General features: G+C 65.8%; 27 protein-coding genes and 2 tRNA genes. 13 read left to right on the top strand and 16 right to left on the bottom strand.

Annotated features, from left to right (window positions below):
* Positions 1–46 precede the first annotated feature (46 nt).
* Complete coding sequence (locus ACZ1JV_RS12525) at positions 47–997, top strand: MarR family transcriptional regulator (RefSeq protein ID WP_465152557.1); 951 nt, start codon at positions 47–49, stop codon at positions 995–997.
* A 24-nt stretch (positions 998–1021) separates the two neighbouring features.
* On the opposite strand, the gene ACZ1JV_RS12530 is transcribed toward ACZ1JV_RS12525, so the two are convergent.
* The 7 genes from ACZ1JV_RS12530 to ACZ1JV_RS12560 form a co-directional block, all read right to left on the bottom strand.
* The gene (locus tag ACZ1JV_RS12530; RefSeq protein WP_465136054.1) at positions 1022–2173 is read right to left on the bottom strand and encodes a glycosyltransferase family 4 protein; all 1152 of its coding nucleotides are present in this window, start codon (positions 2171–2173) and stop codon (positions 1022–1024) included.
* Positions 2174–2312: 139 nt separating this feature from the next.
* On the bottom strand, positions 2313–2861 hold the full coding sequence (locus tag ACZ1JV_RS12535; RefSeq protein ID WP_465151806.1) for a hypothetical protein: 549 nt from the start codon (positions 2859–2861) through the stop codon (positions 2313–2315).
* Positions 2862–3144: 283 nt separating this feature from the next.
* On the bottom strand, positions 3145–3564 hold the full coding sequence (locus ACZ1JV_RS12540; RefSeq protein ID WP_465151807.1) for a hypothetical protein: 420 nt from the start codon (positions 3562–3564) through the stop codon (positions 3145–3147).
* 168 nt (positions 3565–3732) lie between these two features.
* Entirely contained in the window at positions 3733–4503 is a 771-nt protein-coding gene (gene map / locus ACZ1JV_RS12545) for a type I methionyl aminopeptidase (protein WP_465151808.1), read from the bottom strand.
* Positions 4500–4739, bottom strand: a complete 240-nt coding sequence (locus ACZ1JV_RS12550; RefSeq protein ID WP_465136050.1) for a ParD-like family protein — start codon at positions 4737–4739, stop codon at positions 4500–4502. The genes map and ACZ1JV_RS12550 overlap by 4 nt, the downstream gene beginning before the upstream one ends.
* An 87-nt stretch (positions 4740–4826) precedes the next feature.
* A complete protein-coding gene (locus tag ACZ1JV_RS12555) occupies positions 4827–5147 on the bottom strand; it encodes a hypothetical protein (RefSeq protein WP_465151809.1) in 321 nt (106 codons plus the stop codon).
* 12 nt (positions 5148–5159) lie between these two features.
* A complete protein-coding gene (locus ACZ1JV_RS12560) occupies positions 5160–5597 on the bottom strand; it encodes a hypothetical protein (protein ID WP_465151810.1) in 438 nt (145 codons plus the stop codon).
* Positions 5598–5689: 92 nt separating this feature from the next.
* On the opposite strand from ACZ1JV_RS12560, the gene ACZ1JV_RS12565 reads away from it, so the two are divergent.
* The 6 genes from ACZ1JV_RS12565 (at position 5690) to ACZ1JV_RS12590 (ending at position 10556) form a co-directional block, all read left to right on the top strand.
* The gene (locus tag ACZ1JV_RS12565) at positions 5690–7012 is read left to right on the top strand and encodes a replication-associated recombination protein A (protein ID WP_465151811.1); all 1323 of its coding nucleotides are present in this window, start codon (positions 5690–5692) and stop codon (positions 7010–7012) included.
* Positions 7009–7359 carry an MmcQ/YjbR family DNA-binding protein gene (locus ACZ1JV_RS12570; protein WP_465151812.1) on the top strand — a complete coding sequence of 117 codons (351 nt, stop codon included), beginning with the start codon at positions 7009–7011 and terminating at the stop codon, positions 7357–7359. The genes ACZ1JV_RS12565 and ACZ1JV_RS12570 overlap by 4 nt, the downstream gene beginning before the upstream one ends.
* 20 nt (positions 7360–7379) lie before the next feature.
* Positions 7380–8243: a hypothetical protein gene (locus tag ACZ1JV_RS12575; protein WP_465152558.1), complete on the top strand. Its 864-nt coding sequence runs from the start codon at positions 7380–7382 to the stop codon at positions 8241–8243.
* A gap of 70 nt (positions 8244–8313) precedes the next feature.
* Positions 8314–10050 (top strand): DUF885 domain-containing protein, encoded by a 1737-nt coding sequence (locus ACZ1JV_RS12580; protein WP_465151813.1) that lies wholly within the window; start codon positions 8314–8316, stop codon positions 10048–10050.
* A 61-nt stretch (positions 10051–10111) separates the two neighbouring features.
* Positions 10112–10187, top strand: a tRNA-Thr gene (locus ACZ1JV_RS12585).
* A 213-nt stretch (positions 10188–10400) separates the two neighbouring features.
* Positions 10401–10556: a hypothetical protein gene (locus ACZ1JV_RS12590; RefSeq protein WP_465151814.1), complete on the top strand. Its 156-nt coding sequence runs from the start codon at positions 10401–10403 to the stop codon at positions 10554–10556.
* A gap of 100 nt (positions 10557–10656) precedes the next feature.
* On the opposite strand, the gene ACZ1JV_RS12595 is transcribed toward ACZ1JV_RS12590, so the two are convergent.
* Genes ACZ1JV_RS12595 through ACZ1JV_RS12605 form a run of 3 tightly spaced genes read right to left on the bottom strand, consistent with a single transcriptional unit; the run spans position 10657 to position 13276 of the window.
* Positions 10657–11652 carry a DUF2891 domain-containing protein gene (locus ACZ1JV_RS12595; RefSeq protein WP_465152559.1) on the bottom strand — a complete coding sequence of 332 codons (996 nt, stop codon included), beginning with the start codon at positions 11650–11652 and terminating at the stop codon, positions 10657–10659.
* Entirely contained in the window at positions 11640–12596 is a 957-nt protein-coding gene (locus tag ACZ1JV_RS12600) for a DUF979 domain-containing protein (RefSeq protein ID WP_465151815.1), read from the bottom strand. The genes ACZ1JV_RS12595 and ACZ1JV_RS12600 overlap by 13 nt, the downstream gene beginning before the upstream one ends.
* Positions 12593–13276, bottom strand: a complete 684-nt coding sequence (locus tag ACZ1JV_RS12605) for a DUF969 domain-containing protein (RefSeq protein WP_465152560.1) — start codon at positions 13274–13276, stop codon at positions 12593–12595. Before ACZ1JV_RS12605 ends, ACZ1JV_RS12600 begins: the two co-directional genes overlap by 4 nt.
* A 235-nt stretch (positions 13277–13511) precedes the next feature.
* On the opposite strand from ACZ1JV_RS12605, the gene ACZ1JV_RS12610 reads away from it, so the two are divergent.
* Complete coding sequence (locus tag ACZ1JV_RS12610; RefSeq protein WP_465136024.1) at positions 13512–13898, top strand: PilZ domain-containing protein; 387 nt, start codon at positions 13512–13514, stop codon at positions 13896–13898.
* 250 nt (positions 13899–14148) lie between these two features.
* Here the strand turns inward: ACZ1JV_RS12610 and typA are convergent, their stop codons facing one another.
* The gene (typA, locus tag ACZ1JV_RS12615; protein WP_465151816.1) at positions 14149–15981 is read right to left on the bottom strand and encodes a translational GTPase TypA; all 1833 of its coding nucleotides are present in this window, start codon (positions 15979–15981) and stop codon (positions 14149–14151) included.
* Between the two features lie 583 nt (positions 15982–16564).
* Here typA and ACZ1JV_RS12620 point away from each other — a divergent pair.
* Positions 16565–17044, top strand: a complete 480-nt coding sequence (locus ACZ1JV_RS12620; RefSeq protein ID WP_465151817.1) for an RDD family protein — start codon at positions 16565–16567, stop codon at positions 17042–17044.
* Here ACZ1JV_RS12620 and ACZ1JV_RS12625 read toward each other — a convergent pair.
* The gene (locus tag ACZ1JV_RS12625) at positions 17041–19596 is read right to left on the bottom strand and encodes an ABC transporter permease (protein ID WP_465151818.1); all 2556 of its coding nucleotides are present in this window, start codon (positions 19594–19596) and stop codon (positions 17041–17043) included. The genes ACZ1JV_RS12620 and ACZ1JV_RS12625 overlap by 4 nt on opposite strands.
* Positions 19562–20278 carry an ABC transporter ATP-binding protein gene (locus ACZ1JV_RS12630; protein ID WP_465151819.1) on the bottom strand — a complete coding sequence of 239 codons (717 nt, stop codon included), beginning with the start codon at positions 20276–20278 and terminating at the stop codon, positions 19562–19564. The genes ACZ1JV_RS12625 and ACZ1JV_RS12630 overlap by 35 nt, the downstream gene beginning before the upstream one ends.
* On the opposite strand from ACZ1JV_RS12630, the gene ACZ1JV_RS12635 reads away from it, so the two are divergent.
* Positions 20279–21043, top strand: coding sequence for an arylesterase (locus ACZ1JV_RS12635; RefSeq protein WP_465152561.1), 765 nt, complete (start codon positions 20279–20281; stop codon positions 21041–21043). It abuts the gene before it with no gap.
* A gap of 251 nt (positions 21044–21294) precedes the next feature.
* On the opposite strand, the gene ACZ1JV_RS12640 is transcribed toward ACZ1JV_RS12635, so the two are convergent.
* From ACZ1JV_RS12640 to ACZ1JV_RS12650, 3 genes are all read right to left on the bottom strand, one after another.
* Positions 21295–21882, bottom strand: a complete 588-nt coding sequence (locus tag ACZ1JV_RS12640; RefSeq protein ID WP_465151820.1) for a hypothetical protein — start codon at positions 21880–21882, stop codon at positions 21295–21297.
* 92 nt (positions 21883–21974) lie between these two features.
* On the bottom strand, positions 21975–23066 hold the full coding sequence (gene recF / locus ACZ1JV_RS12645) for a DNA replication/repair protein RecF (RefSeq protein WP_465151821.1): 1092 nt from the start codon (positions 23064–23066) through the stop codon (positions 21975–21977).
* 53 nt (positions 23067–23119) lie between these two features.
* Positions 23120–23947 carry a queuosine precursor transporter gene (locus tag ACZ1JV_RS12650; protein ID WP_465151822.1) on the bottom strand — a complete coding sequence of 276 codons (828 nt, stop codon included), beginning with the start codon at positions 23945–23947 and terminating at the stop codon, positions 23120–23122.
* A gap of 111 nt (positions 23948–24058) precedes the next feature.
* Between ACZ1JV_RS12650 and ACZ1JV_RS12655 the strand changes: the two genes are divergently transcribed.
* The 3 genes from ACZ1JV_RS12655 to ACZ1JV_RS12665 all read left to right on the top strand — a co-directional run bounded on the left by ACZ1JV_RS12655 (position 24059) and on the right by ACZ1JV_RS12665 (position 25707).
* Positions 24059–24135, top strand: a tRNA-Arg gene (locus ACZ1JV_RS12655).
* A 67-nt stretch (positions 24136–24202) separates the two neighbouring features.
* Entirely contained in the window at positions 24203–24541 is a 339-nt protein-coding gene (locus tag ACZ1JV_RS12660; protein ID WP_465151823.1) for a YciI family protein, read from the top strand.
* Between the two features lie 137 nt (positions 24542–24678).
* A complete protein-coding gene (locus tag ACZ1JV_RS12665; RefSeq protein ID WP_465151824.1) occupies positions 24679–25707 on the top strand; it encodes an acyltransferase family protein in 1029 nt (342 codons plus the stop codon).
* Positions 25708–25726 lie beyond the last annotated feature (19 nt).

Here is a 25726-nt window from a genome sequence, read left to right on the forward strand (position 1 = left end):
TTCTCTACACGCACGTGAAAATGCGGAAGGCGAGCGCATGGATGAGATGAATTTCAATTACGGCGGGGATCGGCGCGGCGGGGTAGCGTCGCAGGGGCCATCGGTTCTGGCCACGATCTTTGCCGAGCGTCCCCACGTCCACGCCGCCATGCGCGAGGACGCGGTTGCAGCGGGGCTCCGCGTCAGGGCCGGATCGCTGGCGGATCTGCTGGATGACGATGCCAGCGCGCAGGATCTGCTGCTGGGTGAAATCGTACTGGTCGATTGCCCGACTGCCGACCTGGGGACCATTGCCGCACTGACGCGGCTGGACTTGCGTGCCGCACGGTCAGGCGTGCGGCTGATCGTTTCGACCAGTGTCGACGCTCTCGACGATGTCTTCGCCTGCATGGACAGTTCGGATCCGCTGCTGCTGGTCGATCCTACGCCGGCGGAGCGGCTGGTGGCCTTGGGGCGGGTGCTGGCGGGGCTGCCGCAGAGCCGCGTGCGCGAACTGTCGGAAGACGATCGGCTGATGATCCTGCGTCTGACCGAACAGGTGGGCCAGATCGCCGGGCGGATCGAGCGGCTGGCACCGACCGGCGAGCCGGAACCGCGCGAACGCCCCGCCGAACCGGCCGTCGCGCCCTCGCGCCTGGCGTCGATGGCCCTCCCGGAACCGCGGCTGGTGCGCAAGATCCTGCGCCAGCGACAGCTGCGCGCGCGCTATATCGAGGGCGATCTGTTTGCCGATCCGGCCTGGGACATGCTGCTGGACCTTGCCGCCGCGCGTGAGGAGGGCAAACAGGTTTCTGTCACCTCGCTCTGCATCGCCGCGGCGGTGCCGCCGACGACCGCCTTGCGCTGGATCGGCCAGATGGTCACCGGCGGGCTGTTCCGCCGCGTATGCGACGACAGCGACCGCCGGCGCGCCTTCATCGAATTGACCGACAAGGCGGTGGACGCTTTGGGCCGCTACTTTGACGAGGTGGGCCTTGCCGAGCCGGCGCCGGTATGAAGCGGATTCAGGTGTGAGGCGGCTTCAGGCGCGGGTCTTCCGGCGTACCAGTCGCACGTAAGTATCGGCCACTTCCTTGTTGATGCGATCCCAGCTGAATTCCAGCGCACGCTCTTCCCCGGCGGCGCCGTGCGCTTCGCGCAGGGCGGGATTTTCGATGTAGGCCTTCAGCGCCTCGGCGAACTGGTGGATCGCGCCCGGCGGCAGCAGCCGTCCGGACTGGCGATCGTCGACAAGGCTCTGGCTGCCGGTGGCGGCGGCGGCGACCACGGGCAGGCGGCAGGCCATCGCCTCCAGCGTGACGTTGCCGAACGTTTCGGTGACCGAGGGGTTGAACAATATGTCCATGCTGGCGACTGCGCGGGCAAGGTCGGCACCCTGCTGGAAACCGACGAAGACGGCCTGCGGCAGGCGTTCCTCGAACCATTCGCGGGCCGGGCCTTCGCCCACCACCAGCACGCGGTGGGCAACGCCGCGCCGCGTCAGTTCGTCCAGAGTGTCCGAAAAGACGTCCAGCCCCTTTTCCATCACCAGACGGCCGAGGAAGCCGATCGTCACCTCGTTGTCGGCGATGCCATGGGCGCGGCGCCAGTCCAGATCGCGCCGGTCCGGGTGGAAGATCTCACGATCGACGCCGCGCGACCAGATCGACACGTCATAGTTCATGCGCTGTTCGCGCAGCAGCTGGGCCATCGATTCGGACGGCGCCACCAGCGCGTCGCAGCGGCGGTAGAACCGTCGCAGGATCGCCTCGATCACCGGCTCGCCCCAGGCCATGTTGTAATAGCGCAGATAGGTTTCGAAACGCGTGTGGACGGAGGACAGCACCGGCAGGTTGCGGCTGCGCGCCCACTTCAGCGCCTGATGCCCCACCGGATCGGGGGAGGAAAGGTGGATGACGTTGGGGGCGAAGGCATTGAGATCGCGGCGCGCCTTGGCGCCGATCGAAAGCGGAATGCGGTATTCGGGACGCCCTGGAATCGGCACCGCGCACACGCCCACCAGATCGCCGGTCGGCGCAAAGGCGGGCTCGGCCACCACCGGCGCATAGACGCGCACTTGGGCGCCTTGCTTCAACAGGTATCCCACCAGACGATTGAGGGCCTGATTGGCGCCGTCGCGCACGTAATTGTAGTTGCCCGAAAACAGGGCGATCCGAAGGTCGGCGATATCCATGATGGGCGCCCCATAGCCGCCCATGCAGGGCTTGGCGAGTGCGGATGACGGAACCGGACGTGCACAGGGCGGCGATCGAAGCTCGATCGCCGCCCTGTGATTTCAGGTACGATATGGTTCGGTCGTATCCGTTCGCCGCTTAGCGGCGCCAGCCGCGCCCGTGATCGTCGTGGCGACCGTTATCGCGGTGCCCGTTGTCGTGGCGTCCACGGTCGTCATGACGGCCGTAGTCGCGGTGCCCATAATCGCGCCGGTCATCCCAGCCGCGATGATCGTTCCAGCGGTTGGGGCCCGGGGCATAGCCCGGACGGCCATAAACCGGTCGGCCATAGCCAGGGCGGCCCCAGCCGGGACGGCCATAGTGTTCGCGGTAATACGGCGCGTAGTAGCGATCGTAATAGCGGTCCTGATAGTACCGGTTGGGATAGCCGTCGTAGTAGTAATAATACCCCGGCCGGCCGCGCACGGTGACGTAGCGGCGCGACCCGTAATAGCCGCGATCGTAGTAGTAGCGGTCGCCCCGGTCGGCGATCGCCGCACCCAGGGCAAGCCCGATGACGCCGGCGCCGATGGCCACGGCTGCCGTGTCGTCGCCATAGCCGCCACGCGCCATCGCCGGTGACGAAGCGGTGACGGCGCAGGCCGCAAGCGCTGCGCCCAGGGCGAAATTCCTGATCCTGATATTCATCTCGATTGAACTCCCTTTCCGGGCCAACCAGTCAACGGCGGTTCCAGCGGGCACGTGCAACATTTCTGCAATGTTTCCACTGAACCGCCTGTGAACTTCCCGTTGTGATCCGTTTGGAAATGCTGTGTTTGCGGTGATCGGAGGCGGCGCGACGACGATGCGAGGGGCATTATTCGGCGGCCTCCAACGAACACGAAAAGACGCCCGGCCAAGGAGGAGGGGCCGGGCGTCTCGTTGCGGCGGGAGAGGGGTTTATCCCGCCACTCGGTGGCTCTTGATGGCGTCAGTAACCGCGGCGGAAGTCATCCCGGTTGCGGTCGTAACCGCGACGGTAGTCGACCCGGTCTGCACCGTAGCTGCCGCCCCGATAATCGTTACGGTAGTCGCCGCGATTGTCGCGGTGGTAACGGGCATATTCGTCGCGGCTGTGGCGGCCGCCGTCACGGTCCCAGTACCAGCCGTCGCGATATTCCCAGCCGCTGGTGTAGTAACCGGGATAACTGTCGCGATAGCGGTCGTTGTTGTTCGACGCGATGATCGCGCCGAGTGCCAGGCCGACGACGCCGGCGCCGATGGCAACGGCCGCGGTATTGTCGCCGCCACGGTGATAGCCGCGATAGTCCTGGGCCATGGCCGGGCTCGCGGCGGCAAGCGCCGTCGCAGCGAGCGCGCCGGTAAGGCCGATCTTGCGCATGATGGTCATGGTTAGTGCTCCTGTAGCGGCGGAAGCACCCGGTTATCCGGAGCATTTCCGCCATCGTTGAAACCGGTTCTACAGGAGCGTGGCTGAACCGGATCGAAGCGGGACTGGCAGATTCGGTTCAGGTTTGTACAAAGTTGTATGAATGAAAGTGCACATTCCTGTGCGGGCTCAGCGGCGGGCCGGCATTTCGTCCGGCCGCAGGGTGAGCACGCGCACGCCATTGGCGGTAACCGCCACGGTATGTTCGAACTGGGCGGATAGCTTGCCGTCCACGGTCACGACGGTCCAGCCGTCATCCTCCGTCTCCACCATGCGGCGGCCCTGGTTCACCATCGGTTCGATGGTGAAGACCATGCCTTCTTTCAGCACAAGGCCGGTGCCCGGTTTGCCGAAGTGCAGCACTTCGGGCGCCTCGTGCATTTCGCGGCCGATGCCGTGGCCGCAGTAGTCGCGCACGATCGAATAGCCGGCGCGCTTGGCATGGCTTTCGATGGCATGGCCAATGTCGCCCAGCCGCGCGCCGGGGCGCACGGTGCGGATGCCCTTCCACATCGCCTCATAAGTCGTCTGCACCAGCCGCCGCGCGGCCGGCGCCACTTCGCCGATCATGTAGGTCTTGCTGGAATCGGCGATGAACCCGTTCTTTTCCAGCGTGATGTCGAAATTGACGATGTCGCCATCGCGCAGGATCGCGTCGACAGAAGGGACGCCGTGGCACACCACCTGATTGGGCGAACAGTTCAGCACGAAGCCATAGCCGTACTGCCCCTTGCTGGCCGGGCGCGCGTGCAACTGGCGGACGATCAGGTCTTCCACCAGATCGTTGATCTCCATCGTTGACCGGCCGGCCAGCGGCAGCGTGTCGAGATGGGTGAACACGGAGGCGAGAAGACGGCCGGATTCGGCCATCAGTTCGATTTCTTCGGGCGTCTTGATCATTTTGCGGGCATGTCCAAAGCTGCCGGTTCGACCCCGCCGGGATCCACCCCCGGATTTACGCCCGCATCGCGCAATTCGCGGATCACGATCTCCTGAAAGGTCAGCCCCGGGCTCAATTCGCAGAGCATGCCGATCCGGATCCAGAACGCCGCCTGGGCATTGATCGATCGATAGGAGGCCTTGCTGGCCTTGCGCAGCTGCTCGTGCAGCTCGTCCTCGATATTGACGATGCCCATTACGCTATCTCGAATATACGAATCATATATGATCCATATGGCGAGCGTGCGCGAAGGGCAAGTACGCAGACAGGATGCGGCTTTTCGCTAAGGATAGCCGATGCCGAAGAGTTGAAGCACCTGCCTGCCCTGTTCGGTCAGGTCGATGGCGGTGTTCGCGGCGAGCACGGGATCGCCGCCTTGGCCCGCAAAGGCGGCGCGCAGCCGTTCCGGCCATTCCTCTCTGGCCACGGAGGTGAAAGGATACTGGACCGCCGACAGGGCAACCAGCTCCCGGTCGGTGAGATACTGCGCGGTCTGCAGGCAGGCGGCGCGATCGTGGCGGGATGCGATGTTCGCGAATTCGAGCAGTGGCCGCGGCCCATCCCGCAGTTCATCCAGTGCGTGGATGACCAGATTCCAGTCCATCGCCGGTTCCCCTCAGCGTAGGACGCGGCGCTTGCGCATCCGGATCGCGTAGAAGAGCAGGAACAGCGCCACGATCCAGATCGTCGCGGTCAGCGCGATAGTGGCGGTGTTCACCCCGCCATTCGGCATCGGTACCAGAACCTGATAAGTCTGGTTGATCGCCAGCCCCAGCAGTGACAGCGCGAAAGCGGCAACTGCCCAGCGGGATCGCAGAAGCAGCAACAGCGCACCCAGCAATCCGCCCCAGACGCCCATGGCCCAGGCGACCACGGCCCAGCCCGGCGCCTCGTCCAGCCAGTCGATCACTTGCGGCGAAAGCGGCGCCATCCATACGGGATTGCGCGTGACGGTCATCGAAAAGTCCACGCAGCCAAAGGCGTTCCACAGCAGCGCGACAATGCCTACCAGCCACAGATGCCGGGCCACCCGGCCCAGCGTGGTTCCGATCATGCCCTTGCTCCCACTCCGATTTCTTGCGGGCCCAAGGCTACTCCCGGCGCGGAACCGATGCAATTGTGCGCCATAGTCGCTAGATAGCGCCCATGGCCGACCTTTTTGCCGACGATCTTCCGCTCTCCAACGCCCCCGATCTGCCGGGTGAGGATGCCCCGCTGGCCGACCGGCTGCGCCCGCGCACCCTGGCCGATGTGGTGGGGCAGGAGCACCTGACCGGCCCCGAAGGCGCGATCGGGCGCATGGTGGCGGCGGGGCGCTTGTCCTCGATGATCCTCTGGGGCCCGCCGGGCACCGGCAAGACCAGTACCGCGCGATTGCTCGCCGATGCTGTGGGCATGCGTTTCGCGGCGATCTCCGCCGTATTCTCGGGTGTGGCCGATCTCAAGAAGGCTTTTGCCGAGGCGGACCTTGCGGCGCGCGCCGGTCAGCGCACCTTGCTGTTCGTGGACGAGATCCACCGCTTCAACCGCGCGCAGCAGGATGGTTTCTTGCCCTTCGTCGAACGCGGCACCGTAACCTTGGTGGGTGCGACGACGGAGAACCCCAGTTTCGCGCTCAACGCGGCGCTGCTCAGCCGTGCGCAAGTGCTGATCCTTCACCGGCTGGGCCCGGACGCGCTGGAGACCTTGCTGGACAAGGCGGAGGCGCTGGAAGGCCCGCTGCCGCTGAACGCCGATGCCCGCGCCGCGCTGGTCGCTTCGGCCGATGGCGATGGGCGCTTCCTGCTCAATCAGGCAGAGACGCTCTATGCCGCGAAAATCCCGGAGCCGCTCGATCCGGCGGGGCTGGGGGCCTTCCTCCAGCGCCGCGTCGCGGTCTACGACAAGGATCGCGACGGCCATTACAACCTGATCTCCGCCCTGCACAAATCGGTGCGCGGGTCGGACCCGCAGGCCGCGCTCTATTACCTCGCGCGCATGCTGACGGCGGGGGAGGAGCCGCTCTACCTGCTCCGCCGCCTGACGCGCATGGCGAGTGAGGACATCGGCCTCGCCGATCCGCAGGCGCTGCTCCAGTGCATTGCCGCCAAGCAGACCTATGAGTTCCTGGGCAGCCCGGAAGGGGAGGGCGCGATCGTGCAGGCCTGCCTCTACCTCGCCACCGCGCCCAAATCGAACGCCGCCTACATGGCGCAGAAGGCCGCGTGGCAGAGCGCGAAGGAAACCGGTTCGCTGCCGCCCCCCGCCAACATCCTGAACGCGCCGACCAAGCTGATGAAGGACATCGGCTACGGCAAGGACTATGCCTACGATCACGATGCGCCGGACGGTTTTTCCGGCGACAACTACTGGCCCGAAGGCATGCCGCCGCAGACTTTCTACGAGCCGGTCGAACGCGGGTTCGAGCGCGACTTGCGCAAGCGCATCGAGTGGTGGGACCGAAAGCGCGCGGAACGGCGGGAAGAGTGAGCGCCTTTGCCGACTGGGACGCGGTCGTCGCCCATGCGCTGACGCTGGAGGGCACGGTGCTCGCCACCAGTTATGGCAAACCGGCGGTGAAAGTGGCGGCGAACGGCCGCTCGTTTCTGGCCCTGGGGCATGAGCCGGATACTTCGTTCGTGCTTCAGGTCGACCTTGATACCGCCGAGATACTGATGGCGACCGAGCCGGAAACCTATTGGCAGACGCCGCACTATCAGGGCTGGCCCGCCGTGCTGGTGCGCTTCGCCCCCGCCGATCCTGAGCGCGTGGCGGCGATGATTGCGCTGGCCCGCGATCAGGCGGCAGCGCGCAAGCCCGCACGACCGAAGAAGTGATCCCGCGTTTCCGGCACTTCATGGCGATCGACTGGTCCGGCGCGCTCGGCCCGCGCCAGAAGGGGATCGCCGTCGCGCTCTGCGGCCTTGAAGGCGCGCCGGAACTGCTGCGCCCCGAAGGCCATGCGCACTGGTCGCGTGAGGATGTGCTCCGCCTGCTGCGCGACGGCTTGCCGCAGGACACGCTGGTCGGGCTCGATCTCGGCATCTCGCTGCCTTTCGCCGATGCCGGGGCATTCTTTCCCGGCTGGGCGCAGAGCCCGGCCGATGCCCGCGCGCTCTGGGCATTGATCGACGGCATTTGCGCCGGGGACCAGCACCTTTCCGCCGCGAGCTTCGTCGATCACCCGCAGCTCAGCGCCTACTTTCGCCGCCACGGCGGCCGCGAGGGGACGCGGTTTCATCTGCCGGAAGCCCTGCACCGGCGCGGCCGGATGCGCGTGACGGAGGAGGCGCAGGCGCGCGCCGGGTGCAAGCCTTACTCCAACTTCAACCTCGTCGGCGCGGCGCAAGTCGGCAAGTCCAGCCTCACCGGCATGCGCCTGCTGCACCGGCTGGGCGGGGCCGTCTCGGTCTGGCCGATCGACCCGCTGCCCGAAAGCGGATCGGTGGTGACAGAGATCTACACCACGCTCGCCGCCGTGGCCGCCGGACGCTCGGCCGGGCGCGCGAAGATGACCGATTACGCGGCGCTCAATGCGGCGCTCTCCGTCCTGGGATCGCCACCGGTGGCAGGAGAAGGGCCCATCGACGATCACAGCGCCGATGCCTTGCTCACTGCCGCCTGGTTGCGCACTGCCGCGCCGCGCGCAGACTTGTGGAAACCCGCTGAAATGACCCCCGAACTGGCCCGTACCGAGGGCTGGACCTTCGGCGCGGTCTGACGCACAACCTTGCCCATCGCGGCGCGCCCGGCCGGGCAGCGCCTTCAAGGGACAGGGATCGCAAGACCATATGAAACACACGCTGCTGGCAGGCATGGCCTGCCTCGCTCTCGCCGTTGGCGCGGGCGCCGCGCCGACGAAGGCGCCCGCCAATCCGACTCCAGTAAGCGCCGCGATGGGCACGCCCGCCACGCCGTGGAAGGCCTATGTCGGCAAGACGCTGGACGCGTGGATGGCGCAGGATCCGTCCTTCGCAATCTATCAGGGCGCGCACCAGTTCGATGGCCGCCTGCCCGATTGGAGCGCCGCCGGCCTCAAGGCCCGTGCCGATTTCCTGCGCGGGGTGATCGCGGACGCGGGCAAGTTCACCGACCTTTCCGCCGCCGACCGGTTCGAGCGTGACTATCTGGTGCAAGTCGCGAAGGGCCAGCTGTTCTGGTTGGTCGATGCCGACAAGCCGCACAACAATCCCGGCTACTACATCGAGAACGGCCTGGACCCCAACGTCTACGTCAGCCGCGATTATGCCGACAAGCCGACGCGGATGAAGGCGATGATCGCGTTCTTCAAGGCCGTGCCGACCGCCGCCACCCAGATCCGCGGTAACTTGAAGACCGCGATGCCCGCCAGCTTCATCAAGCTGGGCGTCGCCGGGTTCTCGGGCTTTGCCGAATACTACCGCGGCGATGCCCGCGCCGCCTTCGCCGATGTGAAGGACGCCAAGCTGCAGGCCGAATTCAAGGCGAGTTCCGAAGCAGCCGCCACGTCCATGCAGGGCCTTGCCGATTGGCTATCCAAGGCGACGCCGACGCAGGACTTCGCGATGGGGGCGGAGCGCTTCTCACGCATGGTGGCGGCGACCGAGGCAGTCGACGCTCCGCTCGACGAACTCGAAGCCGTCGGCCGCGCCGACCTGAAGCGCAATCAGGATCTGCTGAAGGCCGCCTGCGCCGAATATGCGCCGGGCAAGGATATCCAGGGCTGCTTCGACAAGATGCGCAGCGACAAGCCCGATGGCGGCCCGGTGGTAGAGGCGCGCAAGGAGATCCCCGATCTTACCGCCTTCGTGCGCCAGCATGACATCGTGACGATCCCCGGCACCGAACAGGCGAAGGTGGAGGAAAGCCCGCCCTACAACCGCCAGAATTCGGCCTATATCGATCCGGCCGGCCCGCTCGATAAGGGCATCGCCTCGGTCTACTATATCTCGCCGCCCGATCCGGCGTGGTCGCAGCAGATGCAGCAGGACTATATTCCCGGGAAGAACGACCTGCTGTTCACGTCCGTGCACGAGGTGATGCCGGGCCACTTCCTGCAGTTCCTGCATTCGAACCGATCGCCCTCATGGGTGGGCCGCCTCTTCGTCGGCTACGCCTTTGCCGAGGGCTGGGCCCACTATGCCGAGGAAATGATGTGGGATGCGGGCGTCGGCAACGGAGACGCGGGCGTCCACGTCGGCCAGCTGTCCAACGCGCTGCTGCGCAATTGCCGCTATCTCTCGGCCATCGGCCTGCACGCGCGCGGCATGACGCAGCAGCAGTCGAAGCAGATGTTCATGACCGAGTGCTATCAGGACGAAGGCACCGCCGAACAACAGGCCGCGCGCGGCACCTACGATCCGGCCTACCTCAACTACACGCTGGGTAAGCTGATGATCCGCAAGCTGCGCGACGACTGGACCGCCACACGCGGCGGCCGCGCCGGCTGGAAGGCATTCCACGATGAATTCCTCAGCTACGGCGGCCCGCCGATCCCGCTGGTTCGCCAAGCGATGATGAAGGAAGACGCACCGCACGCGGTGTTCTGATTAAAATGCTGGACCGGCGCCCCTGCCACGCTGTAAGGGCGCCGGACTTGCCACGGCGAGTGCCGGCTTAGCTCAGTTGGTAGAGCACCTGATTTGTAATCAGGGGGCCACGGGTTCGAATCCTGTAGCCGGCACCATTCCTTGCCCGTCGCCCCAAGCGGGCCCGCGAGTGCTCCCCGTATCCCGGCTCATTCTCCAGGCAGCGCCCATTACGTTCGGCCCGGCTTGCCCGGCGCACATTCGATCGCATCCAAAATGGAATGATTAATAATTAGTTACTAAGGCTTGCCTCACGGGTTCGCCGGGCATATCCCGTTGCGGCGACAACAAAAGACGAACGAGGATGCCAGATGATTCCCTATAGCGAAAGCGTCGCTTCCGTCGCCGAAAACGGCAAGGAAGGCGGCAAGCTCGACATGTCGATCGTCATGGGTAGCGTGTTCTTCTGGGGCGTCACCATTGCTGCGGTGATCGGCTGTTCCGACGTCACCGCCTGGCTGAGCTGACCGGCCGATTTCGGCACGGCGGAACGATTTTCCGCCACATTTCAATTCAATATATGGCCACCACCCGTTAGCCATGCGCTAACGGGCGCGGTCTTTCCGCTTACTGCGCCAGCATCGCCAGCAGGGCGAAGCTGGCCAGCCAGTGTTCGCCCATATAGTCGCCCTCGACATGGTCGAGCGCGGCGGCGAGGTGGGCTTCGGCAGCCTCCCCCGCGATCTGCGACAGTTCCGGCGTGGCCGAGGCGATTTCACGCCAGGCCCAGGCACGGCTGAGGTTCAGCCCGTCCAGATGCGCGATCTTGCCGTCGCTGCGGTCACTGACATGTGCGGGCGTGAACAGTGAGGCTGGGCGGCGCTGCGTCAGATGCGGCAGGAAGCGGCTGAACCAGTCCGTGAACGCGGCGCCATCCAGCGCGCGGCGCATCAGCAGCGCCTCGCTGAGCGCGGAGGAGAGGAATTCGTCCCCGCCCGGCTCCCAGGCCTGACAGTCGGCATCGCCGGCGAACCAGTTTACGGCCTTGCCGCGAATCTGGTCTGCCAGCGCAGTATCGAAAGTCTCGGCCCATTCCAGCGAGAGCGCGAGGGCAAAGGCGCTGTTGAAATGGGTGCCGGTGCGGATCGGGTACGTCAGGATCGACAGGTAATGCGCGAGCCGCGCCGCGAAGGCGCGGGCCAGCGGCTCCAGACGCGCGGCCCAGGGCTGGTCCGCATGGCGGCTGGCTTCGAGGTGGAGGTAGAGCAGCCAGCCCCAGCCATAGGGGCGTTCGAACCCGCCCGACAGCGGCCGGTCCAGATAGGCCAGTTCGGCGGCCAGCTTTTCCTCGGTGAAGGTTTCGTTGGCGCGCGCCACGGCCTCGGCCGCTTCGGGAAGGGCGGGGTGAAGGCGCGTGAGGGTCAGCGCGGTCCACCAGCCGTGGACGCAGGAATGCCAGTCGAAGCTGCCGTGGAAGGCGGGGTGCAGCACGCGCGGGGGCAGCACGTCCGCGTCGGACGACATCACATGGTCCAGCTTGTGCGGGTATTCACGGCCGACATGGCCAAGCGCGATGCGGATGAACTGGGTAGCGGTCTCGGCAGATGGGGTCACAGCAGGAATCCGGCGATGTAGAGGATCAGGATGTTGCAGGCGAGCAGCGGCAGGGCCGTGCCGACCTGACGGCGGATCACCGCGTGCTCATCCTTCAGTTCGAGCAGGGCGGCGGGGAGCATGTTGAAATTGGCGGCCATCGGCGTGAGCAGCGTGCCGCAGAAGCCGGAGAGCATGCCGACTGCGCCGACCACGGCAGGGTCGCCGCCGTGCAGGCGGATCAGGATCGGCACGCCCACTGCGCCGGCCATCACCGGGAAGGCGGCGAAGGCATTGCCCATCACCACGGTGAACAGCGCCATGCCCAGCGCGAAGACGACCACCGCCATGAACACGTTGCCCTCCGGCAGCAGGCCCTGCGCGATGGCGCCCACCGCGGTGCCGACGCCGGCCGCACCGAAGACCACGCCCAACGCGGCGAGCATTTGCGGCAGCAGCACGACCCAGCCGATCGCATCCATCAGCCTGCGGCCTTCCTCCACCGGGGCGGCAAGCGGCGGCTTCAGCCAGAGCATTGTCGCGGCCAGCGCGATGATCACCCCCAGCGCCAGCAGCACCAGCGTGATCCAGCGCGGATCGACAAGGCCAAGCCGCTCCAGCCCGGCATAGCTGAACAGCAGCGTGCCGCAGAACGCGGTGACCGGGATCACCAGCGCGGGCAGGAACAGGCGGGAGCCGAGCTTGCGGGCGAACGCCTCCCGCTCGGCAGTGTCGGTGGTGCGCGGCTTGCCCTGGCCCAGCAGGCGGGTGCCGGCAATCGTGACCAAGGCGAGGACGAGCAGCCCGTTGCCGAAGTCCCCCAGTCGGTCGCCGGCCAGGAAGCTGACGGCGATCAGCCCCCAGAACAGGGCGCTGCCCCAGCGCTTGGGATTGGCCCGGTCCCGCGCGGTTGCCACGGCGAAGGCGGCGAACAGGATGCCGGCGAGGGCATAGATGGTGCCGATGCCGATCATGCCGTGGGTGCTCCTTTGGCGCGCAACCGGCGGTCGAACCGCCATAGCCGGAAGGCGTGGATCAGGAAGGCGCAGATCGCGGTCGGGATCGCCCAGAGCGAAAGGTGGATCGGCGCGATGTCGATCCCTTCGCCCTTCAGCACGCCCTGGATCAGCAGGATCGAACCGATGGCGATGAACACGTCTTCCCCGAAGAACACGCCGACATTGTCCGTGGCGGCAGCCATGGCCTTGGTGGCTTCAACGTCATCTTCTGTGACGTTAGGGTTCTGCTTGCGCGCGGCGGCTTCGGCCATCGGCGCGACCAGCGGGCGCACGGTTTGCGGGTGTCCGGCGATGGACGTGAGGCCCAGCGCGGCCATGATCTGCCGGAACGCGAGATAGGCGGTGAGCAGGCGCCCCACGGTCGCCCCGCGCATTTCCTCGATCATCGTGCGCGCCCGCTGCTGCAGGCCGAAGCGTTCGAGCAGGCCGATCACCGGAAGGACGATGTAAACGACGGTAATAAAGCGGTTATCGTTGAAGCCCTTGCCCAGCAGCGAGATGATCTGGACCAAGCCCATGTGCCCCAGCAACCCGGTCGCCAGCGCGGCGGCGGCCACCACCAGCAGCGGATTGAACCGCAACGCGAAGCCCGCGATCACCACCAGGATGCCGGCCAGCGGCCAATATTCGATCATCTTCACGGCCTTGCTTGCACCCGAAAGCACAAGGTCTAGCGGTTCCCCGGCGGGATGGAAGCGCCTCTCACCGCACATTTTTTCCCGGGTGCGTGCAACCGGCCGGGCACATCATCCTTTATAATGAATTGCCGACCGTTTTCGGGCGAACCGCAGGGCAGAAGTCCGCGTTGCCCAGGCGAGTGCGCCGCGCCCCGCGCAAGCACGGTAGGCAGCATGGTCGCAAGGAATAGAAATGAACAGTCCTTCGGGTTCGGACAGCGCAAATGCCGGCAGACGCGGCCGCAGCCGCCTGCGCGTGCGCCTTCCGGCACGGATCATCACCCGCACGCAGACGGCGCAGGCCATCCTTGCCGATCTGTCGCTGACCGGGGCCAAGGTCTCCACCACTGCCGAACTGAAGCTGGGCGGCGAAGTGGTGCTGGAATGGGGCAAGTTCGAGGCGTTCGGCGAAGTCGTGTGGATCCGCGGCCAATATTGCGGGATCTCGTTCTTCGACATGATCGCGCCGCCGGTGCTGATCGCCACGCGCGATCTGGACGATACCTCGCACCTGCCGCGCGACAGCGACATGCTGCGCGAAGTGGCGCAGGGCTGGGTGAAGGGCGGCACGCGGCTTTAGGCCGGTTGCGGGTGCCCGTTTGGCGCGGTGCTTTGCCGTTGCGACGCCGTGAGGCGCTAACACCCCTTTCGTCATTGCGAGCGTAGCGAAGCAATCCAGGGCAGCACCACGCCGCTCTGGATTGCTTCGCTACGCTCGCAATGACGAGGGAGGGGAGGGCTGTAACCGGAGAGCCTCCGTCGCAGGAGGCGAACGAAAGACACTCCCCCAAACGAAAAACCCCGCCGCATCGCTGCGGCGGGGTCTTCAATCAGGCCACGTCCTTCTTGCGGCTGGCCTTCTTGCGCTCGTTCGGATCGAGGATCGCCTTGCGCAGACGGATCGACTGCGGCGTCACTTCGACCATTTCGTCGTCGTCGATATAGGCGATCGCCTGTTCCAGCGTCATCACCTTCGGCGGCGTGAGGCGGATGGCGTCGTCCTTGCCGGTCGAACGGAAGTTCGTCAGCTGCTTCGACTTCATCGGGTTCACTTCAAGATCGTCGGGCTTGGCGTTTTCGCCGATGATCATGCCCTCGTAGATCTTTTCCTGCGGCTTCACGAACAGGATGCCGCGATCTTCAAGGCTGTTCAGCGCGTAGCCGACGGCTTCGCCGGTGCCGTTCGAGATCAGCACGCCGTTCAGGCGGCCTTCGATCGGACCCTTGTGGCTGTCGTACTTCTCGAACAGGCGGTTCATGATGCCGGTGCCGCGGGTGTCCGAAAGGAACTCGCCGTGGTAGCCGATCAGGCCGCGCGAAGGGGCCGAGAAGGTGATGCGGGTCTTGCCGGCGCCCGAAGGACGCATGTCGGTAAGCTCTGCCTTGCGGCGCTGCATCTTCTCGACGACGGTGCCCGAGAATTCGTCGTCCACGTCGATCACGACGGTTTCGTACGGTTCGGTGCGGCCACCGTTTTCGTCCTTGCCGAACAGCACGCGCGGGCGGCTGATGCCCAGCTCGAAGCCTTCGCGGCGCATCGTTTCGATCACGACGCCCAGCTGAAGTTCGCCGCGACCGGCCACTTCGAAGCTGTCACGGTCAGCCGATTCGGTGACGCGGATGGCAACGTTGGTTTCCGCTTCGCGCATCAGGCGGTCGCGGATCATGCGGCTGGTCACCTTGTCGCCTTCACGGCCCGCCAGCGGCGAGTCGTTCACGGCAAAGCGCATCGCCAGGGTCGGCGGATCGATCGGCTGGGCCTTGATCGGCACGGTCACTTCGGGCGAAGCGATGGTGTTCGACACGGTGGCCTTTTCCAGGCCGGCCAGCGCGATGATGTCACCGGCGCGGGCTTCTTCCACCGGAACGCGGTCCAGGCCGCGGAACGACAGCACCTTGGAGGCGCGGCCGACTTCGATGACCTTGCCTTCGGCGTCGATGGCGCGGATCGGGTCGTTCACCTTCAGCGTGCCCGACTGGACGCGGCCGGTGAGGACGCGGCCCATGAAGTTGTCGCGGTCAAGCAGGGTGGCGAGGAACGAGAACGGCGCGTCGACGTCGAGGTTCGGCGCGGGAACGTGCTCGACGATCTTTTCGAACAGCGGCGTCAGCGTGCCTTCGCGCAGGTCCGGATCGTAGCTGGCGTAGCCGTTACGGCCCGAAGCGTAGAGCACGGGGAAGTCCAGCTGTTCGTCGTTGGCGTCGAGGCTGACGAACAGGTCGAACACTTCGTCCAGCACTTCGGCGTGGCGGCCGTCGGGACGGTCGATCTTGTTGACGACGACGATCGGCTTCAGGCCGAGGCCCAGCGCCTTGCCGGTGACGAACTTGGTCTGCGGCATCGCGCCTTCAGAGCTGTCGACCAGCAGGACGACGCCGTCGACCATCGAGAGGATGCGTTCCACTTCGGCGCCGAAGTCGGCGTGACCCGGCGTGTCGACGATGTTGATGCGGTGGCCGTTCCACTCGATCGAAGTCGGCTTCGCAAGGATGGTGATCCCGCGTTCCTTTTCGAGGTCGTTCGAGTCCATCGCGCGTTCTTCGATGCGCTGGTTGTCACGGAAGGTGCCGGACTGGCGGAAAAGCTGGTCGACGAGGGTGGTCTTGCCATGGTCGACGTGCGCAATAATTGCGATATTGCGCAAGGGAAGCGGGGCGGACATGCTTTGCCTATCGGTTCGAGGAGTTGGCGAGCGGTACATGCTGCACCGCAAAATTGGGGCGCCCTTACCCGAAACCATGCTTTGCGGCAAGCGCAACGACGATCACGCGATTTGTGACATTCCCGACACAGAGGATGGAATGTCGCGCAATCACACTTTCGAGTCATTGTAACTGCTATGCAATCCGCTAAGCTCCGGTGCAGAGTTAAGGGCGGATCGGAACAGCGAAAAAGTTCCGGGCGCCGGTTGAGAGGAAGACTGGGGTTTCCCACCGAACGAATTGTCCGATGGAGTCGGATTCTTCGCGGCGGTTATTCTTCAGGCTTGCGAACATCAGGAGGAACCAGCCGCGTTGCAGGACGTGGCGGCACGCTACCGGCGCAAGTCCGGAACGTGAAAGCGGTCCTTACGCGGCGGGGAGGAGACGCGGAGGATTGCAAACTGGCAAGGGGCGCGCAGCAATGCGCGCCCCATTTTATTGGCCGTATCGTGCTCTGCAGAGTTGGCTTTTTCTGAAACCACTGGCGGTTGCGGTCCCGCAACCGGGCGTTATTGTGCCTCCGAAATTTCAAAGGGGGAAATCGTGGTACCTTTCGGCGGCTTCTGGTGGCGAGTGCTCGCCTACGTGATCGATGTCGTGGTCCTGTCGATCGTGACGAATGTGATATCGGCGATCTTCGGTTTTGGCATGGCTTCGATGATGGCCCTGGAAAGCAATCCGGGCGCCATGTTCGGTATCCTGATGCTCAATTTGTCCGTATCGTTGGTCCTACAGTGGCTCTACTTTGCCGGGCTCGAAAGCTCGCCATGGCAAGGCACGATTGGCAAGCTGGCGGTCGGGCTGGTGGTTACCGACCTGCACGGAAACCGGATCAGCTTCCTGCGCGCCACGGGTCGTTACTTCGCCAAGATCCTGTCCGGCCTGATCCTCTTCATCGGCTACATCATGGTGGGCGTCACCGAACGCAAGCAGGGCCTGCACGACGTCATTGCCAGCACACTCGTCTACAAGACGCGCGATCCGCGCGAAGCACAGCATGTCGACGAAGGCGTGTTCGCCTAAAGCTCCCTGAGCGCCCTTGCCGGTTTCGCCCGCAACAGCGGCAGCGATCCGGCGAGGGCGAAGGCCAGCACCAGCACAAGGCCGGCGCCCAGCACCGCGAACACGCGCGGCCAGTCGGGCAGCCAGTCGAATTCGAACAGCTTGACGATCACCGCCCAGGCCATCGCGCTGCCAAGAGCGAGCGCGACCGCTGCCAGCACCACTGACAACACACCGTATTCGACCAACTGGATCGTCAGCAACTGCCCCCGGCTCGCGCCCAGCACGCGCAGGATCACATTGTCGTAAGTCCGGCTGGCCCGCGCGGCGGCGATGGCGCCCAGCAGCACGGCGAGGCCTGCCAGCACCGCGACCGATGCGGTGGCAAGGATCGCCACGCTCATCTGATCGAGCAGGTCGCGCGCTTCGCTGAGCACGGTGCCGGTCTCGATCACCGAGCTTGACGGGAACATGCGGGCAAGGCGCGGCAGCAGTTTCGTGTTCGCGTGTCCCGGCGGCGCCTGAATGGTCGCGGCCAGCTTGTGCGGGGCATCGGCCAGCGTGTTGGGGGAGAACACCAGCACGAAGTTCAGTCCCATCGTGTCCCAGTCGATCCTGCGCAGCGCGGCCACTTTCGCGGTGCGCTCCACCCCGAGCAGGCTGACGGTCACATAGTCGCCCACTTTCAGGCCGACCGATTGGGCGAACTTCTCGTCCAGCGAAACCAGCGGTTCACCGCGCCAGATCGCCGGCCACCATTGGCCGGAGGTGACGGTGCTGCCTTCGGGAAGGTAGGCGGAGTAGGTGAGCCCGCGCTCGCCCTTCAGCGCCCAGGCCTCATCGGGAATGTCCTTCAGATCGGCCACGCGCGTCATGTGGTCCTTCGGCCCATAGGCGAGGATGCGGCCGCGCAAGTTGGGGACGATGTGCGAGGTCGCGCCGGGAATTTCCTGCGCGACCAGATCGTGAAAGGCCTGCGCGCCGTCCTGCGGGATATCGAGCACGAAGTAGTCGGGCGCGCGGTCCGGCACGGTTTTGCGGATATTGGCGTCCAGGCTGGTCTGCACGCCGGCGATCAGCACGAAAGCCGAAAGCCCGAAGCCCAGCGCCGTCACCAGTGCGCCGGTCTGCGCGCCGGGGCGGTGGAGATTGGCGAGCCCGGAGCGCAACAGCGGATTGCGCGGACGCGGCAGGCGGGCGGCAAGCGAGCGAATGCCGGTGCCCAGCAGCGCCAGCAGGCCAAGCATCAGCGCCGCGCCGCCAAGGAACCCCGCCGTCACCAGTGGCTGCGTGGCATTGAGCATGGCCAGCGCGACGATGGCGGCAAGGCCGAGCCCGACAGGGATCACCCATGCCCTGCGGCGGGCGGCCAGCGGCGAAACGCGGGCGCGCATCAGCGCCATCGCCGGGAAACTCCGCGCGCGGGCCAGCGGCGGGGCGGCGAAGACCAGCGCCACCAGCAGGCCATAGGCTGCAGCGGTCAGCAGCGCGAAGGGGGAGAGCGTGAAGCCCGCCTCCACCGGCAGCAGAGTGCCCAGCGCATGGGCGAGCAAGGGTGTCACCGCCACGCCCACCAGCAGGCCGGCAAGGCTGCCCGCCAGCGCCGCCGCGCCCACCTGGAGCAGGTAGACCCGCGCAATGTCACGGCTCGTTGCGCCGAGAACCTTCAGCGTGGCTATGCTGGTGCGCCGCGCTTCGAGGTAGGACGACACCCCGCCGCCGATACCGATCCCGGCAATTGCCAGTGCGGCAAGCCCGACCAGTGAGAGGAACTGCCCCATCCGGCTGACGAAACGCTGCGTGGAAGGAGAGGCGGCCTTGCGGGTGCGGGCGTCGAACGTGGATTCGCCGAACTTGCGCTTCATCGCATCGAAAACCGCGTCGGGATCGCGCGCGGGATCGGCGAACTTCACGCGCACCGCGCCGCGATACATCGCGCCCGTAGTAGTCAGCCCGGCGCGGTCGGGCAGGTAAAGCGTGGTGATCGCAGTGTCGCCGAAGGAGAAGCCCTCCGACAGCGTTTCGGGGTCGGAATCGATGATCCCGCCGACTTTCTGCGGCACTTCGGCCACCGTCACGGTGTCGCCCGGCTTCACTTCGAGCCGCGCTGCGGTGCCTTCGGCCAGCCAGATCGTCCCTTCCGGCGGAGCGCCGACTTGGCGCCCATCCTTCAAGGTCAGGCGGCCATAGAGCGGCCAATTCGCGTCCACCGATTTCAGTGCGACCGGCGCGGTCAGCTCGCCCTTGCGGACGATGGCTTGCAGGCGATAGCCCCGCGACACCGTGCCGTAAGTGCCGAGCGCCTTCAGTTCCGCGTCGGACAGCGTCCGCTGCCACGTCCGCAATTCCAGATCGCCACCCAGCACCTGCCGCCCGCGCGCGACCAGTTCGTGCTCGATCGATCCGGTCAGGCTGCCGATGGCGGCCAGAGCGCCAACGCCCAGGAACAGACAGACCAGCAGCAGACGCAGGCCCTTGAAGCGGGCCGACAGGTCACGCCGGGCCAGCGTCCACGCGGTCCGCCATGAAATCGTGCGCTCAGGCCGCAAGGGTGTCGCTCGCGATCCGGCCATCGGCCAAAGTCACCACACGCTCGCAGCGGTGGGCGAGGCTTTCGTCGTGAGTGATGATCAGCAGCGTCGCGCCGGCCTCCGCACGGCGAGCAAACAGCAGATCGATGATCGTGTGGCCGGTCGCGGCGTCCAGATTGCCGGTCGGCTCGTCGGCAAAGACCAGCGAGGGGCGCGGCGCGAGCGCGCGGGCAATCGCCACGCGCTGCTGCTCGCCGCCCGAAAGCTGCGCCGGGTAATGGTGGAGGCGGTGGCCAAGGCCAACGGCGGCCAGTTCCGCCTCCGCTCGCTCGCGCGCGCCGTCGATCCCGGCGAGTTCCAGCGGGGTCATCACGTTTTCCAGCGCGGTCATCGTCGGCAGCAGGTGGAAGGCCTGCAGCACCACGCCGATCCGGCCGCGCCGCGAACGGGCCAGCGCATCCTCGTCCATTGCCGAAAAGTCCTGATCCGCGACATGCAGCGCGCCGGACGAGGCCCGCTCCAGCCCGGAAAGCACGGACATCAGCGAGGATTTGCCCGATCCGGACGGCCCCAGCAGCGCCAGCGTCTGCCCCTGCGGCACGGCCAGGTCGATGCCCTTCAGGATTTCCACCGCGCTCTCGCCGCTTCCCAGCGTGAGCCGCAGGTCTTGCGCGTGGACGGAAAGGGCGATGCGGGGCTGGGCAGGATCGGTCACGTGCCCCATATGGGTGTGCAGCTTGCCGTTCCACAAGTCATTTCACCGGAGAAACCCTTGCGCGCCAAAGCGATCGTCCTCCTCGGGGCTTCCCTGATCCTGCCGCTGGCCCTGGCCGCCTGCGACAAGGCCGCGCCGCCGGCCTCCGAACAGAGCACCAGTGCGCTCGACGCGCCGCCGCCGATCCCGGTGATGGGGCCGGAGCGGCCGATCCTGGCCTTCGGGGATTCGCTGCTGGCAGGCTACGGTCTGGAAGACGGCGAGAGCTATCCCGCGCGGCTGGAAAACGCCCTGCGCGCGAAGGGGATCAATGCCCGGATCACCAATGCCGGCGTCTCGGGAGACACTACCGCGGCCGGGCTGGAGCGGCTGGACTTCACGCTGAAAAGCCAGCCGGTAAAGCCCGAACTGGCGATCGTCAGCCTTGGCGGCAATGACATGCTGCGCTCCCTCCCGCCCGAACAGACGCGCCAGAACCTTGAGGCGATCCTCAAGCGGCTCAAGGGCGACGGCATTCGCGTGGTGCTGCTGGGCATGATGGCCGCGCCCAATCTGGGCAAGGACTATGCCGCGCAGTTCAACCCGATCTATCCGCAGCTCGCGCAGAAATACGGCGCGGTGCTGGTGCCGTTCTTCCTCCAGCCGGTGATCGACAAGCCGGACCTGCTGCAGAAGGATCACGTGCATCCCACTGCCATCGGCGTCGAGGAGATCGTGACGGCAACGGTTGACGATGTGGCGGACGCACTGCCGAAGACGGCGGGGGCGAAATAGTCGGCGGGATAGCCGCAATAAGCCAGCTTCCAATTCCGTCGCTCGCCTTCGCGGGGATGGGAGGAAATGAGCGTGTGATTAAGCGAATTTGGCTCTTTCACTGCCGCTCATGCTGAGCCTGTCGAAGCATGATGATGTTGCGCCACGGCTCAGGGGGCTTCGACAAGCTCAGCCTGAGCGGGATTGGAAGGTGGTCACGCGGCAAAAGCGGCGGTCGGAAGTCATCCTCCGCCCGCCGCTCTCTAGCGGGATCAGCCCGCCTTTGCGGGAAGGGCTTCGATCACGAGATCGGTGTAGAGAAATTCGCCCGTGGAGCAGGTGATCCGCACGACTGCGCCGCCCAGTTGCAGCGGGGTTGCGCCTGAATTCTCGGAAGCCTTGGTGGTGACTGCGGCCCCGTCATAAGTCACAGCGAATGGAATTTCCGCAGGCGCGCCCATGCCGGTCGGGTCGGCTTCGGTCCGCTTGCCGTCTCGCGTGTTTTCCAGCTGAGTGAACTGGACAATCGCGTCCTTGGCAGCGGTCTTGATGCCCAGCGCCTTCGCCGGAAGTGCGGTCAGCGAAAAGCCGGCGCTGGTGGTGGATGCAGAGCCGGGACTGGCCGGCGGATTGCCGATGACGAGCCGGGTCTGCGGAACGAAAGTCGTGTTCTTCTCAGTCGTAAGAATTTTGACCTTCCCCTTTACAACGAACTGCCCTGCCGGCGCGGGAAGCACGAGTTCGGAATAGTGATCTGCCGCCGTGTCGCAGTCGTAGGTGATGCCGGCCGGCGCCGCTTGAGCCGAAGCAGAAACGCTCCACGCGGCAGTCGCCGCGAGGATCAGGAATTTATAACGCAAGTTAACCCCCTAAAAAGTCGACCTTCCTCTGCCAAGATCGGCAGCGCGGCGTCAAGCGAGGGAATACCTTGCGAGGCTAGTACGACTGAATGTTAACCCAGCCGCCGCACCGCGCCCGCGCTGACTTCCCATATTGCCGCTTCTTTCGCGATGGCGTCGAACGGGGCCAGTTCGGTGCCGGTCAGCCAGACTTGCGCCGATCCGGCGCGCAGGCGGTCAAACAGGGCTTCGCGGCGCAGCGGGTCGAGGTGGGCGGCCACTTCGTCCAGCAGCAGCAGGCGCGGGCGTTGTTCGGTGTCGCCCTCCAGCAATTGCGAGTGCGCCAGCGTGATCGCGATCAGCATCGCCTTCTGCTCGCCGGTCGAGCATTCGGCGGCAGGCTGGCGCTTGCCCGCCATCGTCACCAGCACTTCGTCGCGGTGCGGGCCGGTGAGCGTGCGCTGGGCGGCGCGTTCGCGCGGGCGGCCATCGCGCAGGGCGCGAGCGAGGGCTTCGGCTTCGATCGGCCCGCCTGCCTGATAGGCCAGCGAGGGGCGTGCGAAGGGAGAGTCCGGTAGCGCGGCCAGCGTCGTTTCCAGTCGCTCCACCAGTTCGGCGCGGGCGGCGGCGACCATCGCGCCGCTTTCGGCAAGCTGGGTCTCGATGGCGTCCAGCCAGCGCGGATCGGGGGCGTACTCGTCCGAGAGCAGGCGGTTGCGTTCGCGCAGGGCGTTTTCGAGGCGGGTGGCGTGGCTGGCGTGATCGGGGCGCACCGCCATGACCATCCGGTCGAGGAAGCGCCGCCTTGCGCCGGCGCCTTCCACGAAGAGCCGGTCCATCGCCGGGGTCAGCCAGCCGATCGAGAGCCATTCGGCCAGCCGCACGGCCGGGGCCTCCGCGCCGTTTACTTGCACCAGCCGCCGTCCGGGCCGTTCGGGCGCGACGCCGGTGCCGAGGCGGACGGGTTCGCTGCCGGGCACGATCAGCGATGCGCTGACCGCGAAGCCGCCGTCGAATTGCTGGCCTGGCATGTCCGCCAGCGCGGCGCGGCGGAGGCCGCGGCCGGGCGAAAGCAGTGAGATCGCCTCCAGCACATTGGTCTTGCCCGCGCCGTTTTCGCCCACCAGCAGGTTGAACTGCGCCGTGCCTTCCACCGCGGTCTCACGGTGGTTGCGGAAACGGGACAGGAGGATGCGGTCGAGCATGGCTGCGGCGGACCTACCGGGGCCAACCGGTGATGCCAAGTCGCGCGCGCGGCTTATTCGGTGGTTGCAGCAGCCGCCTTGCGCGCCTTGGCGAAGGGGGAGAAGTCCACATTGCTGTCGAACACGTCCACGCCTTCGCGCTTCTTCAGCCAGCCGACCACCACATACGTCACCGGGGTCAGCACCACTTCCCAGCCGGTCTTGATCGCCCACTGCGTCAGCGCCAGCAGCACGATCGAATGCGGCGTGAAGCCTGCCACGCCCAGGAAGGCGAGGGGGTAGAACAGCGCGCTGTCCACGCCTTCGCCGAAGATCGTCGAACCGATGGTGCGCGTCCACAAGTGCTTGCCCTGCGTCATGATCTTCATGCGGGCAAGGACGAAGGAGTTGACGAACTCACCCGCCCAGAACGCGCAGACGGAGGCGAAGACGATGCGCGGCGTCTGGCCGAAGATCGAGTAATAGGCGGCCTGGTTCGGCGCCGTCACCTGCTTGCCCTCCACGATGTAGGTCGAGGAGGCTAGGGCCCATTCGGCATTGGCGGGGATGTTCACCACCACCACGCTCATCAGCACCATGAACAGCAGCGCGAAGAAGCCCACCCAGATGCAGCGGCGGGCGTTCGCGTAGCCGTAAACCTCGGTCAGCACGTCGCCGATGATGTAGGATACCGGGAAGAACAGCACGCCCGCGCCGAAGGTGATGGGGCCGAACACGGGGAAATTCACTTCCGCCTGCTTCGCCGCGCCGATCAGGTTGGAGAGCAGCAGGATCACCACGAAGGCGACCATCACATAGTCGAAATAGCGGAAATGGCGCCGGGCGCCGGCCATGCCGTCGATACGGGAAAGGCCCCGTCCTGTAAGGTCTACTTCGCTCATCGGGGGCCATGCGTAACCTGCCGGGATCGTTCGGCAAAGCACAAGTTGTGCGGGGATCATTCCGATGCCCGGTTTGCGTGTGCGGAGAACCGCGCTATGGGGACGCGGCGCGCGCCCGTAGCTCAGCTGGATAGAGCACGAGCCTTCTAAGCTTGGGGTCACAGGTTCGAACCCTGTCGGGCGCGCCAATTTCCCCGAAAATCACCGCATCGCCGTCCTCTTGTTGGCATTCGGGAGCGGGCGCATAATCACGGGATGACCAAGTACCTCATCTCCTTTCCCAGCGAAGCCATGGTGCTGACGGATGAGGAATTCCCGATCGTCGCGGCGGCAGCGCGTGCAGTGATCGAGGAGGCGAAGTCCGCCGGCGTCTATGTCTTCGGCGGCGGGATCGAGGAAAGCGTCGATCCGGTGCTGGTTTCGGCCAATGGATCGGTTTCGTCGCAGATCTATCCGGGCAGCCATCTGAAGGGCGGTTTCACAGTACTGGAACTGCCCACGCGCGAAGCGGCGGTGGAGTGGGCGCGCAGGATTGCGGTGGCGTGCCGATGTGCGCAGGAACTGCGCGAATTCATGTACGATCCGGCCAGTTAGCTGCGGCAGGCCGAGACTCCTCCGGCCGCGCATTGCGGTGGATGGCGATTTTTCAGGTCCGCGATCAACGTCCTCGGTCCGCTTCGTTGCGCTTGGCATGGCCGCGCTGTCATGATGGCGAGATGGCGGAAAAACGGGTGAATTATACCATTGTCCAAGGACTGCGGGGACTTACGTCGATCGCAGTGCTGCTGTTCCACGCCATTCAGGGCGGCCATGTCCCCAGTATCCTGGCCGCGATGCCGTTTTCGATGTTCAACGACTATTTCGCGGTATCGGTGTTCTTCACGCTGAGCGGCTTCGTCATCGCGCACGGGCTTGCCGGGGTGACGATGACGCCGGGCAAAGTGGGCATGTTCATGCTGGGGCGGTCGATCCGGCTCGATCCGGCCTACTGGGCATCGATGTTGGCGACGATCGCTTTCGTGCTGCTGACCGCGCTTTACCACCATCGGCCGTTCAATCCCCCCTCGGTGGGCGATGTGCTGGCGCATGTATTCTACCTGCAGGAAATCCTGCGCGTTCCGGAAATCAACATCGTCTACTGGACGCTGACTTACGAGTTCCAGTTCTACCTCGTCTTCGCGCTGATCCTGACGGTGCCCGCGCGGTGGATGGCCGTGGCGGCCTGGGCACTGGCGATGGCTTCGGCACTGAGGTTGGTGGGCAGCGGGTGGCACGGCCTTTTCGTGGAACACTGGGCGGTGTTCTACGTCGGCGTCATGGCGCGCCGGGCCCTGGATTCGGAAGTCGCGCTGCTGGGGCTTATCGTGCTGGTGTTGGCCTTGATGACGGGCACGGGCTTCGAAAAGATGCCCGCGCTGGTGGCGCTGCTGCTGTTCGGCGCGGCGTGGACGGGCTGGGCGGAGACGGGCCTCAACTGGCGCTGGCTGCAGTTCCTGGGCACCATTTCCTACAGCCTCTACCTGATCCATGTGCCGCTGATGCAGGGGGCGGACTTCGTCGTGCACCGGCTGGCCGGGCAGGGGCTGATGGCGGATTTCGCCTGCCTGGGCCTGATCATGGTCGTGTGCATCGCCGGCGCCTGGGTGCTTTACTGGACGGTGGAGCGGCCTTCGCACCGGCTGGCACGCAGCGTCCGCTCCCGCGTCAGGACGCAGCCGGTCCACGTTGCGGCTCCGCCTTTGCTCGATCCACGCCCCTGAAGGCGCCCCTGAAGGTTTG

This window comes from Novosphingobium sp. BL-S-19 (assembly GCF_055521675.1).

Bases quoted from the DNA above. Each gene is read 5' to 3' on its own strand.
- ACZ1JV_RS12630 (WP_465151819.1), bottom strand. From the start codon at position 20,278: ATGGGGCACGTGACCGATCCTGCCCAGCCCCGCATCGCCCTTTCCGTC.
- ACZ1JV_RS12550 (WP_465136050.1), bottom strand. From the start codon at position 4,739: ATGGGCATCGTCAATATCGAGGACGAGCTGCACGAGCAGCTGCGCAAG.
- ACZ1JV_RS12525 (WP_465152557.1), top strand. From the start codon at position 47: ATGAATTTCAATTACGGCGGGGATCGGCGCGGCGGGGTAGCGTCGCAG.
- ACZ1JV_RS12650 (WP_465151822.1), bottom strand. From the start codon at position 23,947: ATGAGCGAAGTAGACCTTACAGGACGGGGCCTTTCCCGTATCGACGGC.
- ACZ1JV_RS12600 (WP_465151815.1), bottom strand. From the start codon at position 12,596: ATGATCGGCATCGGCACCATCTATGCCCTCGCCGGCATCCTGTTCGCC.
- ACZ1JV_RS12535 (WP_465151806.1), bottom strand. From the start codon at position 2,861: ATGAATATCAGGATCAGGAATTTCGCCCTGGGCGCAGCGCTTGCGGCC.
- ACZ1JV_RS12580 (WP_465151813.1), top strand. From the start codon at position 8,314: ATGAAACACACGCTGCTGGCAGGCATGGCCTGCCTCGCTCTCGCCGTT.
- ACZ1JV_RS12540 (WP_465151807.1), bottom strand. From the start codon at position 3,564: ATGACCATCATGCGCAAGATCGGCCTTACCGGCGCGCTCGCTGCGACG.
- ACZ1JV_RS12635 (WP_465152561.1), top strand. From the start codon at position 20,279: ATGGGTGTGCAGCTTGCCGTTCCACAAGTCATTTCACCGGAGAAACCC.
- ACZ1JV_RS12530 (WP_465136054.1), bottom strand. From the start codon at position 2,173: ATGGATATCGCCGACCTTCGGATCGCCCTGTTTTCGGGCAACTACAAT.
- ACZ1JV_RS12565 (WP_465151811.1), top strand. From the start codon at position 5,690: ATGGCCGACCTTTTTGCCGACGATCTTCCGCTCTCCAACGCCCCCGAT.
- ACZ1JV_RS12560 (WP_465151810.1), bottom strand. From the start codon at position 5,597: ATGATCGGAACCACGCTGGGCCGGGTGGCCCGGCATCTGTGGCTGGTA.
- ACZ1JV_RS12555 (WP_465151809.1), bottom strand. From the start codon at position 5,147: ATGGACTGGAATCTGGTCATCCACGCACTGGATGAACTGCGGGATGGG.
- ACZ1JV_RS12660 (WP_465151823.1), top strand. From the start codon at position 24,203: ATGACCAAGTACCTCATCTCCTTTCCCAGCGAAGCCATGGTGCTGACG.
- typA (WP_465151816.1), bottom strand. From the start codon at position 15,981: ATGTCCGCCCCGCTTCCCTTGCGCAATATCGCAATTATTGCGCACGTC.
- ACZ1JV_RS12575 (WP_465152558.1), top strand. From the start codon at position 7,380: ATGGCGATCGACTGGTCCGGCGCGCTCGGCCCGCGCCAGAAGGGGATC.
- recF (WP_465151821.1), bottom strand. From the start codon at position 23,066: ATGCTCGACCGCATCCTCCTGTCCCGTTTCCGCAACCACCGTGAGACC.
- map (WP_465151808.1), bottom strand. From the start codon at position 4,503: ATGATCAAGACGCCCGAAGAAATCGAACTGATGGCCGAATCCGGCCGT.
- ACZ1JV_RS12605 (WP_465152560.1), bottom strand. From the start codon at position 13,276: ATGATCGAATATTGGCCGCTGGCCGGCATCCTGGTGGTGATCGCGGGC.
- ACZ1JV_RS12625 (WP_465151818.1), bottom strand. From the start codon at position 19,596: ATGGCCGGATCGCGAGCGACACCCTTGCGGCCTGAGCGCACGATTTCA.
- ACZ1JV_RS12590 (WP_465151814.1), top strand. From the start codon at position 10,401: ATGATTCCCTATAGCGAAAGCGTCGCTTCCGTCGCCGAAAACGGCAAG.
- ACZ1JV_RS12610 (WP_465136024.1), top strand. From the start codon at position 13,512: ATGAACAGTCCTTCGGGTTCGGACAGCGCAAATGCCGGCAGACGCGGC.